The organism is Streptomyces sp. NWU339, from assembly GCF_003143855.1.
Classification (GTDB): domain Bacteria; phylum Actinomycetota; class Actinomycetes; order Streptomycetales; family Streptomycetaceae; genus Streptomyces.
Genome location: NZ_QFRK01000010.1, coordinates 248,216 through 265,817 on the forward strand (window position 1 = coordinate 248,216; position 17,602 = coordinate 265,817).

A 17,602-nucleotide genomic window follows, 5' to 3' on the forward strand; every position below is an offset into this window, starting at 1 on the left:
AATGACGCGCACTTGCGCCTGTGTCGTCATGCGCAGGTCAGAGCCGTCTCCCGCCTGTCCCGAAGGACGTATCAGCCATGGCCGCCAGCCCGCAGAATCCTGCCGCCGCGACCCCCCGCCGCAAGGTGAGCCGTCACCGCGGAGAGGGGCAGTGGGCCGCGGGGCACTTCACTCCGCTCAACGGCAACGAGCAGTTCAAGAAGGACGACGACGGTCTCAACGTTCGGACACGTGTTGAGACGATCTACTCCAAGCGGGGCTTCGACTCGATCGACCCCAACGACCTGCGCGGCCGCCTGCGCTGGTGGGGCCTGTACACGCAGCGCCGCCCCGGGATCGACGGCGGCCGTACCGGCGTGCTGGAGCCCGAGGAGCTCGAGGACCAGTACTTCATGATGCGGGTCCGCATCACCGGCGGACGGCTCACCACGGAGCAGCTGCGCGTGATCGGTGAGATCGCCGAGACCTACGCCCGCGGCACCGCCGACATCACCGACCGGCAGAACATCCAGTACCACTGGATCCGCATCGAGGACGTGCCCGCGATCTGGGAGCGGCTCGAGGCGGTCGGCCTGTCCACCACGGAGGCGTGCGGCGACACCCCGCGCGGCATGCTCGGCTCCCCCGTCGCCGGTGTCGCCGAGGACGAGATCATCGACGGCTCGGCGGCGCTGGACGAGATCGCCCGCCGCTACATCGGCGACCCGCGCTTCTCCAACCTGCCGCGCAAGTTCAAGACGGCCGTCTCCGGCTCCCCGCTGCTGGACGTCGCCCACGAGATCAACGACGTGTCCTTCGTCGGCGTGGTCCACCCCGAGCACGGTCCGGGCTTCGACCTGTGGGTCGGCGGCGGTCTGTCGACCAACCCCAAGTTCGGGGTGCGGCTGGGGACCTGGGTGCCCGAGGCGGACGTGCCCGACGTGTGGGAGGGCGTCATCTCCATCTTCCGCGACCACGGCTACCGGCGGCTGCGCAACCGGGCGCGGCTGAAGTTCCTGGTCGCCGACTGGGGCGCGGAGAAGTTTCGTCAGGTGCTGGAGGACGACTACCTGGGCCGCAGGCTGATCGACGGTCCGGCGCCCGAGATGCCCGCGCAGCAGTGGCGCGACCACATCGGGGTGCACCGCCAGAAGGACGGCCGGTTCTACGTCGGCTTCGCGCCGCGGGTGGGCCGGATGGACGGTTCGCTGCTCACCAAGGTCGCCGCGCTGGCCGAGGAGCACGGCTCGGGGCGGGTCTCCACCACGGCCGAGCAGAAGATGATCGTCCTGGACGTGCCGCAGGACCGGGTGGACTCGCTCGTGGACGCCCTGGAGTCGCTGGACCTGCGGGTCAAGCCGTCGCCCTTCCGGCGCGGCACGATGGCCTGCACGGGCATCGAGTTCTGCAAGCTCGCCATCGTGGAGACCAAGGAGCGCGGCAGCGAGCTCATCGACGAGCTGGAGCGCCGACTGCCCGACTTCGGCGAGCCGCTCACCATCAACATCAACGGCTGCCCGAACGCCTGCGCCCGTATCCAGACCGCGGACATCGGTCTCAAGGGGCAGCTGGTCACCGACGCCGAGGGCCGGCAGGTCAGCGGCTACCAGGTGCACCTGGGCGGCGCCCTCGGCCTGGACCCCGCGTTCGGCCGCAAGGTGCGCGGTCTGAAGGTCACCTCGGACGAGCTGCCGGACTACATCGAGCGGGTGCTGAAGCGCTTCCAGGCGGAGCGCGAGGAAGGCGAACGGTTCGCCACCTGGGCGGCCCGTGCCGATGCGGAGGCCCTGTCGTGAGTGAGCGGGCCGCGCCCTTCTACTGCCCCTACTGCGGTGACGAGGACCTGCGTCCCGGCGAGGAAGGGCCGGGGGCCTGGGAGTGCGGGGCGTGCAATCGGGGCTTTCGGCTGAAGTTCCTCGGGCTGCTCGCCCGCGGACTCGAGCGACCCGACACGGGAGGGGACCGGATATGACGGCGGTTCAGGAAGAGCGCTCCACCGACTACTTGAGGGCGCTGGCCGAGCAGGCGGGCCGCGACCTGGAGGACGCCTCCGCGCTGGAGATCCTGACGTGGGCCGCCGAGACCTTCGGCCCGCGGTTCTGCGTGACCTCCTCGATGGAGGACGCGGTGGTCGCCCACCTCGCCTCCCGCGCCCTGCCCGGCGTCGACGTGGTGTTCCTCGACACCGGCTACCACTTCGAGGAGACCATCGGCACCCGGGACGCGGTGGCGGCCGTGATGGACGTCAACGTCATCACGCTCACCCCGCGGCAGACGGTCGCGGAGCAGGACGCCGCGTACGGGCCGAAGCTGCACGACCGCAACCCCGACCTGTGCTGCGCGCTGCGCAAGGTGCGTCCGCTGGAGGAGGGCCTGCGGGACTACCTGTCCTGGGCGACCGGGCTGCGCCGAGACGAGTCCCCGTCCCGGGCGGACACCCCGGTCGTCGGCTGGGACGAGAAGCGGCAGAAGGTCAAGATCTCCCCCATCGCCCGCTGGACCCAGGACGATGTGGACGCCTACGTCGCCGAGCACGGCGTGCTCACCAACCCGCTGCTGACGGACGGTTACGCCTCGGTGGGCTGCGCCCCCTGCACCCGCCGCGTGCTGGAGGGCGAGGACGCCCGCGCCGGACGCTGGGCGGGCCGCGCCAAGACCGAGTGCGGACTGCACGGCTGACCATGACCGCGTCCTCAGCGCCTCCAGCGCCCCCAGCGCCCCCAACATCTTTCACGACCGCCACGAACCAGGAGACCGACGTGACGACCGGAGCCACCGTCTGGCTCACTGGTCTGCCGAGCGCAGGCAAGACCACCATCGCCCACGAACTGGCCGGCCGGCTGCGCGAGGAGGGCCGACGTGTCGAGCTGCTCGACGGCGACGAGATCCGCGAGTTCCTCTCCGCGGGCCTCGGCTTCAGCCGCGAGGACCGGCACACCAACGTGCAGCGCATCGGCTTCGTCGCCGAACTCCTCGCCCGTAACGGCGTCACCGCGCTGGTCCCGGTGATCGCGCCGTACGCCGACAGCCGGGACGCGGTCCGGAAGCGGCACGAGACGAACGGCACGTCGTACCTCGAGGTGCACGTGGCGACTCCGGTCGAGGTGTGCTCCGCACGCGACGTGAAGGGCCTGTACGCCAAACAGGCCGCGGGTGAGCTCACCGGGCTGACCGGGGTGGACGACCCGTACGAGGCTCCCGTCTCACCCGATCTGCGCATCGAGTCGCAGCACCAGACCGTCCAGGAATCCGCCGCGGCGGTGCACGCCCTGCTGAGCGAAAGGGGACTGGCATGACAACCGTGGCCACGGTCGAGACGGGCGGCGAGGGCACCGGCGGTGCGGCCGAGCCGTACACCCTCTCCCACCTCGACGCCCTCGAGTCGGAGGCGGTGCACATCTTCCGCGAGGTCGCGGGCGAGTTCGAGAACCCGGTGATCCTCTTCTCCGGCGGCAAGGACTCCATCCTGATGCTGCACCTGGCGCTGAAGGCCTTCGCTCCGGCGCCCGTCCCCTTCTCGCTGCTGCACGTCGACACCGGGCACAACTTCCCCGAGGTCCTCGACTACCGCGACCGCACGGTCGCGCGGCACGGGCTGCGGCTGCACGTCGCCTCCGTGCAGGACTACATCGACCGCGGAGTGCTGCGCGAACGCCCCGACGGCACCCGCAACCCGCTCCAGACGCTGCCGCTCACCGAGAAGATCGCCGCCGAGAAGTTCGACGCCGTGTTCGGCGGTGGCCGCCGGGACGAGGAGAAGGCCCGCGCCAAGGAACGGGTGTTCTCCCTGCGCGACGAGTTCTCCCAGTGGGACCCCCGCCGCCAGCGGCCCGAACTGTGGAACCTCTACAACGGCCGGCACGCCCCCGGGGAGCACGTCCGGGTGTTCCCGCTGTCCAACTGGACCGAGTTGGACGTGTGGCAGTACATCGCCCGCGAGGGGATCGAGCTCCCGCAGATCTACTACGCCCACCAGCGCGAGGTGTTCCGGCGGGGCGGCATGTGGCTGACCGCCGGCGACTGGGGCGGCCCGAAGGACGGCGAGCGCGTCGAGAAGCGGCTCGTCCGCTACCGGACGGTGGGCGACATGTCCTGCACCGGCGCGGTCGACTCCGGGGCCGACTCCATCGAGAAGGTGATCACCGAGATCGCCGCCTCCCGGCTGACCGAGCGCGGGGCCACCCGCGCCGACGACAAGCTCTCCGAGGCAGCGATGGAAGACCGCAAGCGCGAGGGGTACTTCTAGACATGAGCACGATCACGAGCGAGGCGCTCGCGGAGACGACCCTGCTGCGGTTCGCCACCGCCGGTTCCGTGGACGACGGCAAGTCCACCCTGGTGGGCCGGCTGCTGCACGACTCCAAGTCGGTCCTCACCGACCAGCTCGAGGCCGTGGAGCGGGCGTCGGTGAGCCGCGGCCAGGAGGCCCCCGACCTCGCCCTGCTCACCGACGGGCTGCGGGCCGAGCGGGAACAGGGCATCACCATCGACGTGGCGTACCGTTACTTCGCCACGCCGCGGCGCCGGTTCATCCTCGCCGACACCCCGGGCCATGTGCAGTACACCCGCAACATGGTCACCGGTGCCTCCACCGCGGAGCTGACCGTCATCCTGGTCGACGCCCGCAACGGCGTCGTCGAGCAGACCCGGCGGCACGCCGCCATCGCCGCCCTGCTGCGCGTGCCCCATGTCGTCCTCGCCGTCAACAAGATGGACCTGACCGGCTACGAGGAGGCGGTGTTCGCGCGGATCGCCGAGGAGTTCACGGCGTACGCGACCGAGCTGGGCGTGCCGGAGGTCACCGCGATCCCGATCTCGGCGCTCGTCGGCGACAACGTCGTGGAGCCGTCGGCGCACATGGACTGGTACGGCGGCCCGACGGTGCTGGAGCACCTGGAGACGGTGCCGGTCAGCCACGACCTGGCGCACTGCCACGCCCGGCTGCCCGTGCAGTACGTGATCCGGCCGCAGAGTGCCGAGCACCCGGACTACCGGGGGTACGCCGGTCAGATCGCCGCGGGGACGTTCCGCACCGGCGACGAGGTGACCGTGCTGCCGTCCGGCCGGACGACGACGATCACCGGGATCGACCTGCTGGGCAAGCCCGTCGAGGCGGCCTGGACACCGCAGTCGGTGACGCTGCTGCTGGCGGACGACATCGACATCTCCCGCGGTGACCTGCTGGTCCCGAGCAAGGACGCGCCGGCCACCACGCAGGACGTCGAGGCCACCGTGTGCCATGTCGCCGACCAGCCGCTGACCGTCGGCCACCGGGTGCTGCTCAAGCACGGGACCCGCACGGTCAAGGCGATCGTGAAGGACATCCCGGCCCGGCTGACGCTGGACGACCTGTCCCTGCACCCGCACCCCGGGCAGCTCGTCGCCAACGACATCGGCCGGGTGAAGATCCGTACCGCCGAGCCGCTGCCCGCCGACTCGTACGCGAACTCGCGGCGCACCGGTTCGTTCATCCTCATCGACCCGAACGACGGCACCACGCTCACCGCGGGCATGGCCGGCGAGTCCTTCGCCGCCCCCGAGCCCGTCAAGGGCGCGGACGAGGACGACGGATGGGACTTCTGAAATGCACTCCACAGGTTTCTACGTCACGTTCGCCAAGGAGGGCGGACGTGTCGGGAGTGGGGCTCTGGGGAGCGGGCAGGGCGGGGTGGCCCGATGTGCGCGATGACGTGCGCACACCGCCCCCGCGCCCTCAGCACCCGTCACCGTAGGCGAGAACCCGCCGACCGCCCGGCCGCGGCCTAAGAGTCCGTGACCGCCGGGCCTCCGAGAGGAACACCTGTCGTGTCTGCCACATCCGCCCCGCGCCGCGCGTTCGCCGTGACGGCCGCGCTGGTACTGCTCGCCCTCACCGGGTGCGGCTACGGCTCCCAGGCCAAGGACAAGGGCGCGGCCGACATCGTCGCCGGGGCGCGGAAGACCGACGGCCTCGACTCGGTCAGGATCGGCTACTTCGGCAACCTCACCCACGGGACCGCGCTGGTGGGCAACCAGAAGGGCTTCTTCCAGAAGGAGCTCGGTGCCACCGAGGCCCGGTACGCGGTCTTCAACGCGGGGCCGTCCGAGATCGAGGCACTCAACTCCGGCTCGATCGACATCGGTTGGATCGGCCCCTCCCCGGCGATCAACGGCTACGTCAAGTCGCGCGGCAAGAACCTGCGGATCATCGGCGGTTCGGCGTCCGGCGGGGTGAAGCTGGTGGTGAACCCGGACCGGGTGAAGTCCCTCGAGGACGTCGAGGGCAAGCGGATCGCGACACCGCAGCTCGGCAACACACAGGACGTGGCGTTCCTCAACTGGGCGTCCGAACAGGGCTGGACGGTCGATTCACAGAGCGGCAAAGGGGATGTGACGGTCGTCCGCAGCGACAACAAGGTGACCCCGGACGCCTTCGCGGCCGGGTCGGTCGACGGAGCGTGGGTACCGGAGCCCACCGCGTCGAAACTGGTCGCCGAGGGCGGGAAGGTGCTGCTGGACGAGGCCTCGCTGTGGCCCGACGAGGAGTTCGTCATCACGAACATCGTCGTGCGCCAGGAGTTCCTGGAGAAGCACCCGAAGGCCGTCGAGGCGGTGCTCAGGGCGTCGGTCGAGACCAACCGGTGGATCGACGCCCACCCGGAGGAGGCCAGGGCCGCCGCCAACGAGCAGCTGGCGGCCGACTCCGGCAAGGCCCTGCCCGCCGACGTACTGGACCCGGCGTGGGAGTCGATCCGGTTCACCGACGACCCGCTGGCCGCCACCCTCGACGCCCAGGCGGAACACGCCGTCGCGGCGGGCCTGTTGGAGAAGCCCGACTTGAAGGGCGTCTACGACCTCACGCTCCTCAACAAGGTCCTCGCGGCCGAGGGCGCACCCGCCTTCGACGACGCCGGTCTCGGCGTCGGCTGACCCCTGATCCCGAAGAAACGTCCCAGGAGGTGACGACCATGGCCACGACCCTCGCCAAGGCCGCCGACGGCACCGAGACGGCAGCCACCCACGCCGCCCGGATCGAGCACGTCTCGAAGTCGTATCCGGGTCCGGCCGGGCAGCAGCTCGTCCTGGACGACATCAGCCTCGATGTCGCGCCCGGCGAGTTCGTCACCCTGCTGGGAGCCTCGGGCTGCGGCAAGTCCACGCTGCTCAACCTGGTCGCGGGCCTCGACCGGCCCACCGCCGGCACGATCAGCACGGACGGCCGCCCGGCACTGATGTTCCAGGAGCACGCGCTGTTCCCCTGGCTGACCGCGGGCAAGAACATCGAACTCGCCCTGAAGCTGAGGGGCGTGCCGAAGTCCGAGCGCCGCGGCCGGGCCGAGGAGCTGCTGGAGCTGGTCCGGCTGGGGGGCGCCCACGGCAAGCGGGTGCACGAGCTGTCCGGCGGTATGCGCCAGCGGGTGGCGCTGGCCCGGGCGCTCGCCCAGGAGAGCAGGCTACTGCTGATGGACGAGCCGTTCGCGGCGCTGGACGCCATCACGCGGGACGTGCTGCACGACGAGCTGACCCGGGTCTGGCACACCGCGAACACCAGCGGCTCCGCCGCGGGCCGGCTGTCCGTCCTGTTCGTCACGCACAACGTGCGCGAGGCCGTCCGGCTCGCCGGGCGGGTGGTGCTGCTGTCGTCCCGGCCGGGCCGGATCGCCCGCCAGTGGACGGTGGACATCGAGCACCCGCGCCGTATCGAGGACACCGCGGTGGCGGAACTGTCCGTCGAGATCACCGAAGAACTCCGTGGGGAGATCCGCCGTCATGGCAAGCACTGAGACGACCACCAAGGACGGCGGCGACCTCGCCGGTCTGGAGGCGGGACTCGACGCACTGGAGACGGTGCAGCGGAGCCGCAAGCCGTGGCGCCGGACGTTCGTCGAGAAGATCCTGCCGCCGGTCCTCGCCGTCGCCCTGGTGCTGACGGTGTGGCAGGCGCTGGTCTCGTTCAGGATCGTCGACGATCCCACCAAGCTGCCCTCGCCGGGCGCCGTGTGGGGCGTCCTGCGGCAGGCGTGGCTCGAGGGCGAACTGCTCGGCTACATCTGGACCAGCGTCTCGCGCGGACTGCTCGGCTTCTTCTTCGCGCTGCTGATCGGCACCCCGCTGGGTCTGCTGGTGGCGCGGGTGCGGTTCGTGCGCGCGGCACTCGGCCCGATCCTGTCCGGGCTGCAGTCCCTGCCGTCGGTGGCGTGGGTGCCGCCGGCCGTGATCTGGCTGGGCCTGAACAACCAGATGATGTACGCGGTGATCCTGCTCGGCGCGGTCCCCTCCATCGCCAACGGCCTGGTCTCCGGCGTCGACCAGGTGTCCCCGCTGTTCGTGCGGGCCGGCCGTACGCTCGGCGCGACGGGTCTGAAGGGCACCTGGCACATCGTGCTGCCGGCCGCGCTGCCCGGCTATGTGGCGGGTCTGAAGCAGGGCTGGGCGTTCTCCTGGCGCTCACTGATGGCCGCGGAGATCATCGCGTCGTTCCCGGACCTCGGCATCGGCCTCGGGCAGCTGCTGGAGAACGGCCGCAACGCCAGCGACATGGCGATGGTGTTCGAGGCGATCCTGCTGATCCTGACCGTGGGTGTCGCCATCGACCTGCTGATCTTCAGCCCGTTGGAGCGGTGGGTCCTGCGCAGCCGCGGCCTGCTGACGAAGGACTGAGCCGACCGTGCGCCGACCGGTACTTCTCGTCATCGCTCACGGCAGCCGCGATCCGCGGCACGCCGCGACCGTGCACGCCCTGGTACGGCGGGTGCGGTCGCTGCGGCCGGGACTGCGGGTGGAGACCGGCTTCCTCGACTTCACCATCCCCTCCGTGCCCGGCGTGCTGGAGTCCCTCGCGGCGGAGGGGGTGCGCGACGTGGTGGCCCTCCCTCTGCTGCTGACCCGGGCCTTCCACGCCAAGGCGGACATCCCGGCGGTCCTCGCGGAGGCGCCCGCCCGGCTGCGCGTCCGTCAGGCGGACGTGCTGGGCCCGTCCCCCCTGCTCCTCGCCGCGCTGGAACGCCGGCTGCACGAGGCGGGTCTCACCCCCGCCGACAAGTCCTCGACCGGGGTCGTCCTGGCCTCGGCGGGGTCCACCGACCCGGAGGCGATCGCAGTGATCGCAGCAATCGCGCGGGAGTGGCGGCACACCGGTTGGTGCGCCGTGCGGCCTGCGTTCGCCTCCGCCGGTTCTCCCGCAGGCTTCCCCCGCACCGAGGACGCGGTGCGGGAGCTGCACGCCCTCGGCTGCGAGCGCGTCGCCGTCGCCCCGTACGTGCTCGCCCCCGGCTTCCTCCCGGACCGCATCGCGCGGGGCGCGGCGGCGGCGGACGTACGGGCGGACGTGCTGGGCCCGGCCCCCGAGGTGGCGCGGGTCCTGCTGGAGCGGTACGACGCTGCGCGGACTCCGGAGCTGGCGGCGGTGGGGGCGCTGGGGGCCTGACGGCGCGGGCTCAAGGGTGTGCGGCCCCGGCCCCGCACCGGCCGGTCACTCCTCGTCCGGGTCGAACAGCGTCCCCTGGTGGAAGTAGAGAAGCCAGTCCCGGCCGGTGCGACGCCACAGCGAACTGCGGCGCGCGCGGCGGCCGTTGTGGTCCGTTTCGAAGGTGAGGTGGACGACGTCGGGGGCGAGCTGCGTGGCCTTGATGTCGGAGACGGTGCCGGCCAGGTCCCCCGACACGTGTTCGCCGGCGAGCAGGGCGATGATCGAGTCGCGGTCCCAGATCCGTCCGGAGGCGCCGAACTCGACGAACTCCGGATCCAGCAGCGCCCCGACCCGCTCGGGCGAGCGGCGCACCTCGGGGTCCAGGAGTTTCAGCTCGCCCTCGATGGCGGCGTCCACGGCCTTGTTCTCCTCATGCACGGGTGAGCTCCACGAGCTTGACGACGGTGTTCCAGTTGCGGGTGGTGGCGATGACGCCCCTGGTGATCCTGGGCCTGGCCAGTTGCTCGGCGAGTTTGGAGCGGCCGAGGCCGTCCGGTGCGTACAGGTAGAGGGCGCGGTCGCCGAGGCGGAACTCCTCGGGCAGGTGGGCCGCCCCGTCGATCTGCGCGAAGCGGTCGGCGTCGACGGCGGCGGAGAAGTAGGTGACGTGGAGCTGCTTGGGGGCCAGTTCGGCGGCCGGGAACGGGCAGGCGTCGGCGACGCCCCGTAAGTAGGCGTGGTCGCGCACGATCACGTCGACGGCGAAGCCGAAGTGCCGCTCGATCGCCTCCGCGAGTCCGGCGGCCAGCGACTCCTCGTCGCCGTGCGGGGAGGTGAACACGGCCTGGCCGCTCTGGAGATGGGTGCGCACCGCTTCGTGGCCGAGGTTTTCCATCAGGGTGCGCAGTTCGGCCATCGGGACTCTTCTGCCGCCGCCCACATTGATCCCGCGCAGCAGCGCCGCGTATGTCGTCGTCATGCCCACACGATAGGGCGGCCGGCGCACCCCGTGGGGCTGGGCACGACGGCCGTGTCCGCGCGGGACGGAGCGGGGTGGGGCGGCGCGGACTGCGTGAAACGGCTACCGCCGCTTCGGAAGCTCCGCCTCGATGAGGTCGGCCGCCCTGGGGGTGCCGCCCTCCTGGGCCATTCCCGCCTGGAGCTCCTTCAGCCTGCGGGCGACCTCCGGATCGCCGGCGAGGTCGAGGGCCGCCGCGCGCAGGGCGAGGGCGGTGGCCTCCTCCGTGGGGAGGTGTCGGGCGACCCCGAGCGCCTGGAGCAGGTCGGCGTTGCCGAACTGGTCCACGGCCTGCGGTACGGCGATCATCGGGGTGGCGGTGGCCAGCCCCTCCTGGCTGCCGCCCGCGCCCGCGTGGGTGATGAACAGGTCGGCCTCCTTCAGCACCGCCAGTTGTGGAACCCAGGAGTGCACCTCGACGTCGGCCGGTACGTCCCCCAGCTCGGCGGGGTCGACGTGCCGGCCGATCTGGAGCACCAGGTGCCAGCCGGGCAGGTCGCCGAACGCCTTCACGCACTCCCGGTAGAAGCCGGGCTGCTTGGTGAAGGACGAGCCCAGGGACACCAGGGCGACCTTCTCGGCGTCGGCGGGCCGCCTCCACTCCCCCTCGGCGGTGCGGTCGCCCTGGCAGGCCCCGACGAAGGAGTACGCCTTCTCGTCGACGCGGTCGGCGTGGGGCTGCAGGGCCTTGGGGATGAGGACGACGGAGCGGGCGGGGCGGCCCAGGAAGGGGTCGGGGTGCTCGGTGATCCCGTTCTCCTCCAGCCAGGCGTGCAAGCGGGCGTAGTAGGCGCGACCTCGCTCGGTCTTCTTCGGCTCCTCCCACATCGGCTCGGCGACCTCCTGTTCGTAGCCCTCCCAGGCGACGAGGCACGGTGAGAGGGAGACCGAGGGGACGCCCCAGCGGTGGGCGAGGACGCGGGCCTGGTAGGCGGCGATGTCGTGCAGCACGAGGTCCGGGGTGTCCCCCTCGTAGGCCTCGATCAGCTGCGGGAGCGCCTGGATGGCGTCGTCGAGAAAGGGCTCCACGTTGTCCAGCAGCGTGGTGCCCCATTCCTCGGGGTCGGCGTCGGGGCCGGGCAGGGTGCTGTTCCACAGCTTGGGTTCGGCACCGGTTTCGGCGACCTTCTCCGCGAACAGGGACGGGATCGCGTACGTCACCCGGTGGCCGCGCGCCACGAGCTCGCGGATCACCTCGAGGCTCGGGTTCACGTGGCCGTGGGCGGCGATGGAGAACATGGCGATGTGAGCGGGACGGGTCATGCCTCGACCCTAGACGAGACGATACGTCTCGTGCAACTGGAATAAGAGGACGGCGCTGCACCACCACCGGGGCACGCCGCACTCGGCCGACCTGTGCGAATGCGACACTTACCGATGGCGCGGACCGGGGACGGGCCCGGGGCAGGACCCGAGGAAGGACCGGGTCCGACCGGCAGCGGACACAGGTCGGCACAGTCACGGAGGCGGAGACGGATGGACGAGGTACGGGCGCGGGACGTCCTGGCGGCGGCGGACGTACTGTCGGGGCGCGCGGCCGCCCGGGACGCGCGGCTGCTCGCCCTGGGCGAGAACGCGGTGTTCGCCGCCGGTGACCTGGTCGTCAAGGTCGGCCGCGACGGCGGCCTGCTGGAGCGGGCCCGCCGGGAGCTGGCCGTCGCGCTGTGGCTCGCCGAGGCCGGCGTACCGGCGGTGCGGGCGGCGGAGCCCCGGGCGCTGCTGGTCGAGGGGTACCCGGTGACGGTGTGGCACCGGCTGCCCGCGCCGGTACGGCCCGCCGAGCCCCGGGACCTGGCCGCACTGCTGCGGGTGGTGCACGCCCTGCCCACTCCCTCCTTCGGGCTGCCGCCCCGCGAGCTGCTGGGCGGTGTGGAACGCTGGCTGCGGCTCGCGGGCGAGGTGATCGACCCCGAGGACGCCGCGTATCTGCGCGAGCGGCGCGACGGTTTCGCGGCGGCCGCCGCGGCGCTGACGCCCCATCTGCCGCCGGGACCCGTCCACGGGGACGCGCTGCCCCGGAACGTGCACGTCGGTCCGGACGGGCCGGTCCTGGTCGACCTGGAGACCTTCTCCGCCGATCTGCGCGAGCACGATCTGGTGGTCATGGCCCTGTCCCACGACCGCTACGGGCTGTCGGACGAGGCGTACGCGTCCTTCACCGAGACGTACGGCTGGGACGTGCGCGCCTGGGAGGGCTGCGCGGTGCTGCGCGGCGCGCGGGAGACGGCCAGTTGCGCCTGGGTCTCCCAGCACGCGCCGAGCAACCCGAAGGCCCTGGCCGAGTTCAGGCGCCGCGTGGCGTCCCTCCGGGACGGCGACCCGACCGTCCGCTGGTACCCGTTCTGACCCCGAACGCCCCGACCACGCACGCCCCGCCGGGACTTCCCGTGGTACCGGGTCAGACCCGCCGGCCGGCCGGCTCGCGCAGCGGCCAGGTCCCGTCGACGGTCGCGGTGGCGTCGCCCTTGCGGCGCAGGAAGCTCTGGAAGTCCGCCGCCCATGCGGCGTACCACTCGATCTGACGGCGGTGCAGCTCCGCCGGGTCGAGGGCCGCGACCTTCGGGTGGCGGCCGGCTATCGCGCCGGCCAGCCGGGCAGCGGCGAGCGCGTCGGCCGCCGCATCGTGCGCGGAGTCGAGCGCGACGCCGTACTCCGCGCAGACCGCTTCGAGGTTGCGCTTGCCGCGGCGGTAACGGTCGACACTGCGGTCGATCGTGTACGGATCGATGACCGGTGCGGGGTCGGTGCCGCCCAGCCGGTCGCGCAGCGAGGGCAGCCCGTACCGGTGCAGTTCGGCGGAGAGCAGCGACAGATCGAACGCGGCGTTGTAGGCGACGACCGGGACGCCCGCGCTCCAGTGGGCGGTGAGGACGTCGGCGATCTCGTCGGCCACCTGGTCGGCGGGGCTTCCCTCGGCCGCCGCCCGCTCACCGCTGATGCCGTGCACGGCCACCGCCTCCGCCGGAATGGGCACCCCGGGGTCGGCCAGCCACTCCCGGCGCCCCAGCGGCTCTCCGTCCCTGACCTCGATCACGGCCCCCGTGACGATCCGCGCCTCGCGCGGGTCGGTGCCCGTCGTCTCCAGGTCGAAGCCGATCAGCAGCTCTCGGTGCCAGCCCATGGGCCGTCCCCCTTCTGTGTGGTGCGTTCCCCCAGTGGTCACCACCTTCGCACGCACCACTGACAACCCGAAGGTCGCCTTCCGTTCACCGGTCGGGAGGGTTCACGACAGCCCACCGCAAAGCGGGCATTCACGACACCGGGCGTGAATCCATCCACATCTGCTCGAACTCCTCACGGTACGTGGGGAACAGGCCGCCCTCCTCGGGCTCACCCGGTTTGACCACCTTGCTGCCGTTGCGCAGCACCAGCACCGGTGCCTCCATCCCCCGGGCCCGGCGCAGATGGTTCTGCACCACGCCGACGCCGTCGGCGCCGTCCCCGTCCACGAGGTACGCCGTGCAGCGGGGCGTCTCGTCGTAGACCTGGATCTCGAAGGCTCCCGGGTCGCGCAGCCGGGACCGCACCCGGCGCATGTGGAGGATGTTCATCTCGACCGCGCGGCCGAGTTCCCCTCGTTTGAGGCCGAGTTCGCGCTCACGGCGCTTGACCGCGCTGGAGGCGGGGTTGAGGAACAGCAGCCGCACCCGGCAGCCGGATTCGGCGAGCCGCACCAGACGGCGTCCGGAGAAGTTCTGCACCAGCAGGTTGAGGCCGATGCCGATGGCGTCCAGGCGGCGGGCGCCACCGAAGATGTCCTCGGCCGGGAACTGGCGGAGCAGCCGCACCCGGTCGGGGTGGACGGCGACCACGTCCGCGTACCGGTCGCCGACCAGGTCCTCCACCGCGTCCACGGGCAGTCGGCGCGCGGACGGCACGTCGCCGTCGGCACCGAGTATCTCCAGCAGCCGCGCCGAGGCCCGCTCGGCCTGGTTCAGCACCGCCTCGGACAGCGCCCGGTTGCGGGAGACGACGTTGCGGGTGACCTCCAGCTCGTCCAAGGCCAGTTCGACGTCCCGCCGGTCGTCGAAGTACGGCTCGAAGCACGGCCAGTGCTGGACCATCAGCTCCCGCAGCTGAGGAAGCGTGAGGAAGGAGAGCACGTTGTCGTCGGCCGGGTCGAGCAGATAGCCCTTGCGGCGGCTGACCTCGCGCACCGCGACCGCGCGCTGCACCCACTCCTGCCCGGCGGGTCCGGCGGCGGCGACCACCCAGTCGTCGCCGTGCATCGGCTCGTAGACCGGACGCAGCACGGCGGCGACGACCGAGCGCAGCCGCTGTTCGACCAGGTTCAGCCAGATGTAGGCGCGGCCGGCCCGCTGGGCACGGGTCCGCACCTCGCGCCAGTCGTCGGCGCCCCAGTCCAGGTCCGGTCCGATCGAGCCCGCGTCCATCGGCCGCGCCAACGACACCGCACCGGGCGGGACGTCCGTGGAGTTTCCCTCGTGACCCTCGTCACCAGGGGGCAGCTCCAGCCCTCCCGAACCCACCCGCGCACCGCCTTCCGCTCCCCCGAGCACTCCCAGCCCCAACGATCAAGGAGAGTACTCCGCATGCGGTGCGCGGTGCAGCCCGATGGCGGGGTCGTTTCTCAACTTCCGCCTTCCACACGACTGTTCTTCCATGACCGCTTCCCATGAGTGGTCGGATTCACTGTGTTTTCGCAGCATCACCGACAGGAAGGCCCGGTTCGGGGAACGGGTACCGCGTGGGACGACACGGCAAACACTCGGGGGCAAGGCGCCCCCACCGGGGCCGTCCACCTGAAAGAGTCGTGTCCATGCAGGTCTGGCCTGGCGAGGCGTATCCCCTCGGTGCCACGTACGACGGCGCCGGCACGAACTTCGCGGTCTTCACGGAGGCCGCGGACCGAGTAGAGCTGTGTCTGCTGCACGACGACGGCTCCGAGACGGCGGTCGAACTGCGCGAGAGCGACGCGTTCGTGCGGCACGCGTACCTGCCCGGCATCATGCCCGGACAGCGCTACGGCTTCCGTGTGCACGGGCCGTACGCCCCCGAACGGGGGTTGCGCTGCAACTCGGCGAAGCTGCTGCTCGACCCGTACGCGCGTGCGATCAGCGGGTCGATCCGCTGGGGCGAGGAGGTGTACGGCTACCACTTCGACGCGCCCGAACAGCGCAACGACCTGGACTCGGCGCCGCACACGATGACGTCGGTCGTGGTCAACCCGTACTTCGACTGGGGCGACGACCGGCCGCCCCGGACGGAGTACCACCACACGGTGATCTACGAGGCGCACGTCAAGGGTCTCACCATGCGCCATCCGGGACTGCCGGAGGAGCTGCGCGGCACCTACGCGGGCCTCGCGCACCCGGCGCTGATCGAGCATCTGACCGAACTCGGGGTGACGGCACTGGAGCTGATGCCGGTGCACCAGTTCGTGAACGACCACCGGCTGGTGGACATGGGCCTGAACAACTACTGGGGCTACAACACCATCGGCTTCTTCGCCCCGCACAACGCCTACGCGTCCTGGGGCGACCGCGGTCAGCAGGTGCTGGAGTTCAAGTCGGCGGTGAAGGCGCTGCACGAGGCCGGTATCGAGGTCATCCTCGACGTCGTCTACAACCACACCGCTGAGGGCAACCATCTGGGCCCGACGCTGTCCTTCAAGGGCATCGACAACCCGGGCTACTACCGGCTGGGACACGACAGGCGCCACTACACCGACACGACGGGGACGGGGAACTCCCTGCTCATGCGGTCCCCGCACGTACTGCAGATGATCATGGACTCGCTGCGGTACTGGGTCACCGAGATGCACGTCGACGGGTTCCGCTTCGATCTCGCGGCGACCCTGGCGCGGCAGTTCCACGAGGTGGACCGGCTCTCGTCGTTCTTCGACCTGGTGCAGCAGGACCCGGTGGTCTCCCAGGTGAAGCTGATCGCCGAGCCGTGGGACGTGGGCGAGGGCGGCTACCAGGTGGGCAACTTCCCGCCGCTGTGGACCGAGTGGAACGGCAAGTACCGGGACACCGTGCGGGACCTGTGGCGGGGCGAGCCGCGCACGCTCGCGGAGTTCGCCTCCCGGCTGACCGGCTCCTCCGACCTGTACCAGGACGACGGGCGGCGCCCGCTGGCCTCGATCAACTTCGTGACCTGCCACGACGGCTTCACCCTGCACGACCTGGTGTCCTACGACCACAAGCACAACGCGGCCAACGGCGAGGACGACCGGGACGGCGAGAGCCACAACCGGTCCTGGAACTGCGGCGCCGAGGGCGAGACCGACGACCCGGACGTGCTGCGGCTGCGGGCCCGGCAGATGCGGAACTTCATCGCGACGCTGATGCTCTCCCAGGGCGTGCCGATGATCAGTCACGGCGACGAGGTCGCCCGCACCCAGCGCGGCAACAACAACGCCTACTGCCAGGACAACGAGCTGGCCTGGATCGACTGGCCCGGGGAGCGGGACCAGCGGGGTCAGCGCGACCAGCGGGACCAGCAGGACCGGCTGCTGGCCTTCACCCGCGCGATGGTGTGGCTGCGCAAGAACCATCCGGTCTTCCGCAGGCGCCGCTTCTTCCACGGACGGCCGGTGGAGGGCACCCACGACGACCTGTCCGACATCGCCTGGTTCACTCCGGAGGGGGCGGAGATGACCCAGCGGGACTGGGACTCGGCGCGGGCCTCGGCGCTGACGGTGTTCCTCAACGGCAACGCGATCTCGGAACCCGGCCGGCGCGGCGAACGCATCACGGACGACTCGTTCCTGCTGATGTTCAACGCCTCCCCCCATCCGCTGGAGTTCGTGGTGCCGGTCGACCACGGCCGGCAGTGGCAGGTCGTGGTCGACACCGCCCGCGAGGACTGCGTGCCGCCGGGCACCGGTCCGAAGGTGCGGGCCGGTGCCCGGCTGACGCTGACCGACCGGGGCCTGACGGTGCTTCAGCGGCCCGCCTAGGGCGCGTATTGGGTCGTGATCAATCTGCGGGTTTCGCTCTTGGGGCGGGACCTGATCCGGTAGATCGTTTTATGTGACGCGAGTGCAACTGACGGATGCGGAGTGGGAGTTCATCGGCCCGTACCTGCCGATCGGCCAGTACGGGCCGTACCCCGAGCGGCTGCGGCAGCAGTTCGAGGGCGTGATCTGGCGGTTCAAGACGGGCGGGCAGTGGCGGGAGATGCCGACCGAGTTCGGCGCCTGGTCAACCGTTTCCAACCGCTTCCGGCAGTGGCGTGACGCGGGTGTGTTC

The 17,602-nt window shown here is 71.3% G+C and carries 18 protein-coding genes; 13 read left to right on the forward strand and 5 right to left on the reverse strand.

Going from position 1 to position 17,602, the window contains the following annotated elements; genetic code table 11:
- Positions 1-77: 77 nt before the first annotated feature.
- The 10 genes from DIZ27_RS15475 to DIZ27_RS15525 all read left to right on the forward strand — a co-directional run bounded on the left by DIZ27_RS15475 (position 78) and on the right by DIZ27_RS15525 (position 9,385).
- A complete protein-coding gene (locus DIZ27_RS15475; RefSeq protein WP_109378973.1) occupies positions 78-1,775 on the forward strand; it encodes a nitrite/sulfite reductase in 1,698 nt (565 codons plus the stop codon).
- Positions 1,772-1,951 (forward strand): hypothetical protein, encoded by a 180-nt coding sequence (locus DIZ27_RS15480; RefSeq protein ID WP_109378974.1) that lies wholly within the window; start codon positions 1,772-1,774, stop codon positions 1,949-1,951. Before DIZ27_RS15475 ends, DIZ27_RS15480 begins: the two co-directional genes overlap by 4 nt.
- Positions 1,948-2,658 carry a phosphoadenylyl-sulfate reductase gene (locus DIZ27_RS15485; protein WP_109378975.1) on the forward strand — a complete coding sequence of 237 codons (711 nt, stop codon included), beginning with the start codon at positions 1,948-1,950 and terminating at the stop codon, positions 2,656-2,658. Before DIZ27_RS15480 ends, DIZ27_RS15485 begins: the two co-directional genes overlap by 4 nt.
- Positions 2,659-2,738: 80 nt before the next feature.
- On the forward strand, positions 2,739-3,275 hold the full coding sequence (gene cysC, locus DIZ27_RS15490; protein ID WP_375231972.1) for an adenylyl-sulfate kinase: 537 nt from the start codon (positions 2,739-2,741) through the stop codon (positions 3,273-3,275).
- A complete protein-coding gene (gene cysD / locus DIZ27_RS15495; RefSeq protein ID WP_109378977.1) occupies positions 3,272-4,225 on the forward strand; it encodes a sulfate adenylyltransferase subunit CysD in 954 nt (317 codons plus the stop codon). Before cysC ends, cysD begins: the two co-directional genes overlap by 4 nt.
- Positions 4,226-4,227: 2 nt before the next feature.
- A complete protein-coding gene (locus tag DIZ27_RS15500) occupies positions 4,228-5,562 on the forward strand; it encodes a sulfate adenylyltransferase subunit 1 (protein ID WP_109378978.1) in 1,335 nt (444 codons plus the stop codon).
- A gap of 222 nt (positions 5,563-5,784) precedes the next feature.
- On the forward strand, positions 5,785-6,888 hold the full coding sequence (locus DIZ27_RS15510; RefSeq protein ID WP_109378980.1) for an aliphatic sulfonate ABC transporter substrate-binding protein: 1,104 nt from the start codon (positions 5,785-5,787) through the stop codon (positions 6,886-6,888).
- A gap of 38 nt (positions 6,889-6,926) precedes the next feature.
- A complete protein-coding gene (locus DIZ27_RS15515; RefSeq protein WP_109378981.1) occupies positions 6,927-7,742 on the forward strand; it encodes an ABC transporter ATP-binding protein in 816 nt (271 codons plus the stop codon).
- Positions 7,729-8,619: an ABC transporter permease gene (locus tag DIZ27_RS15520; RefSeq protein WP_109378982.1), complete on the forward strand. Its 891-nt coding sequence runs from the start codon at positions 7,729-7,731 to the stop codon at positions 8,617-8,619. The genes DIZ27_RS15515 and DIZ27_RS15520 overlap by 14 nt, the downstream gene beginning before the upstream one ends.
- A gap of 7 nt (positions 8,620-8,626) precedes the next feature.
- On the forward strand, positions 8,627-9,385 hold the full coding sequence (locus DIZ27_RS15525; protein ID WP_109378983.1) for a sirohydrochlorin chelatase: 759 nt from the start codon (positions 8,627-8,629) through the stop codon (positions 9,383-9,385).
- Between the two features lie 45 nt (positions 9,386-9,430).
- Here DIZ27_RS15525 and DIZ27_RS15530 read toward each other — a convergent pair whose 3' ends face one another.
- From DIZ27_RS15530 to mgt, 3 genes are all read right to left on the reverse strand, one after another.
- Positions 9,431-9,805, reverse strand: coding sequence for a DUF4440 domain-containing protein (locus tag DIZ27_RS15530; RefSeq protein WP_109378984.1), 375 nt, complete (start codon positions 9,803-9,805; stop codon positions 9,431-9,433).
- Complete coding sequence (locus DIZ27_RS15535; RefSeq protein WP_109378985.1) at positions 9,798-10,346, reverse strand: DUF1697 domain-containing protein; 549 nt, start codon at positions 10,344-10,346, stop codon at positions 9,798-9,800. The genes DIZ27_RS15530 and DIZ27_RS15535 overlap by 8 nt, the downstream gene beginning before the upstream one ends.
- Positions 10,347-10,448: 102 nt before the next feature.
- Positions 10,449-11,648, reverse strand: a complete 1,200-nt coding sequence (gene mgt, locus DIZ27_RS15540) for a macrolide-inactivating glycosyltransferase (RefSeq protein WP_109378986.1) — start codon at positions 11,646-11,648, stop codon at positions 10,449-10,451.
- A gap of 213 nt (positions 11,649-11,861) precedes the next feature.
- Here mgt and DIZ27_RS15545 point away from each other — a divergent pair, with 213 nt between their 5' ends.
- Positions 11,862-12,731 (forward strand): aminoglycoside phosphotransferase family protein, encoded by an 870-nt coding sequence (locus tag DIZ27_RS15545; protein WP_109378987.1) that lies wholly within the window; start codon positions 11,862-11,864, stop codon positions 12,729-12,731.
- 52 nt (positions 12,732-12,783) lie between these two features.
- On the opposite strand, the gene DIZ27_RS15550 is transcribed toward DIZ27_RS15545, so the two are convergent.
- Positions 12,784-13,506 carry a 3'-5' exonuclease gene (locus DIZ27_RS15550; protein WP_109378988.1) on the reverse strand — a complete coding sequence of 241 codons (723 nt, stop codon included), beginning with the start codon at positions 13,504-13,506 and terminating at the stop codon, positions 12,784-12,786.
- A gap of 130 nt (positions 13,507-13,636) precedes the next feature.
- The gene (locus DIZ27_RS15555) at positions 13,637-14,875 is read right to left on the reverse strand and encodes an SAV2148 family HEPN domain-containing protein (RefSeq protein WP_109378989.1); all 1,239 of its coding nucleotides are present in this window, start codon (positions 14,873-14,875) and stop codon (positions 13,637-13,639) included.
- A 290-nt stretch (positions 14,876-15,165) separates the two neighbouring features.
- Here DIZ27_RS15555 and glgX point away from each other — a divergent pair, with 290 nt between their 5' ends.
- Positions 15,166-17,310, forward strand: a complete 2,145-nt coding sequence (gene glgX, locus DIZ27_RS15560) for a glycogen debranching protein GlgX (RefSeq protein WP_109378990.1) — start codon at positions 15,166-15,168, stop codon at positions 17,308-17,310.
- A gap of 73 nt (positions 17,311-17,383) precedes the next feature.
- Positions 17,384-17,602 (forward strand): transposase (locus DIZ27_RS15565; protein ID WP_146228951.1); only part of this gene is annotated, 219 nt, incomplete at its 3' end.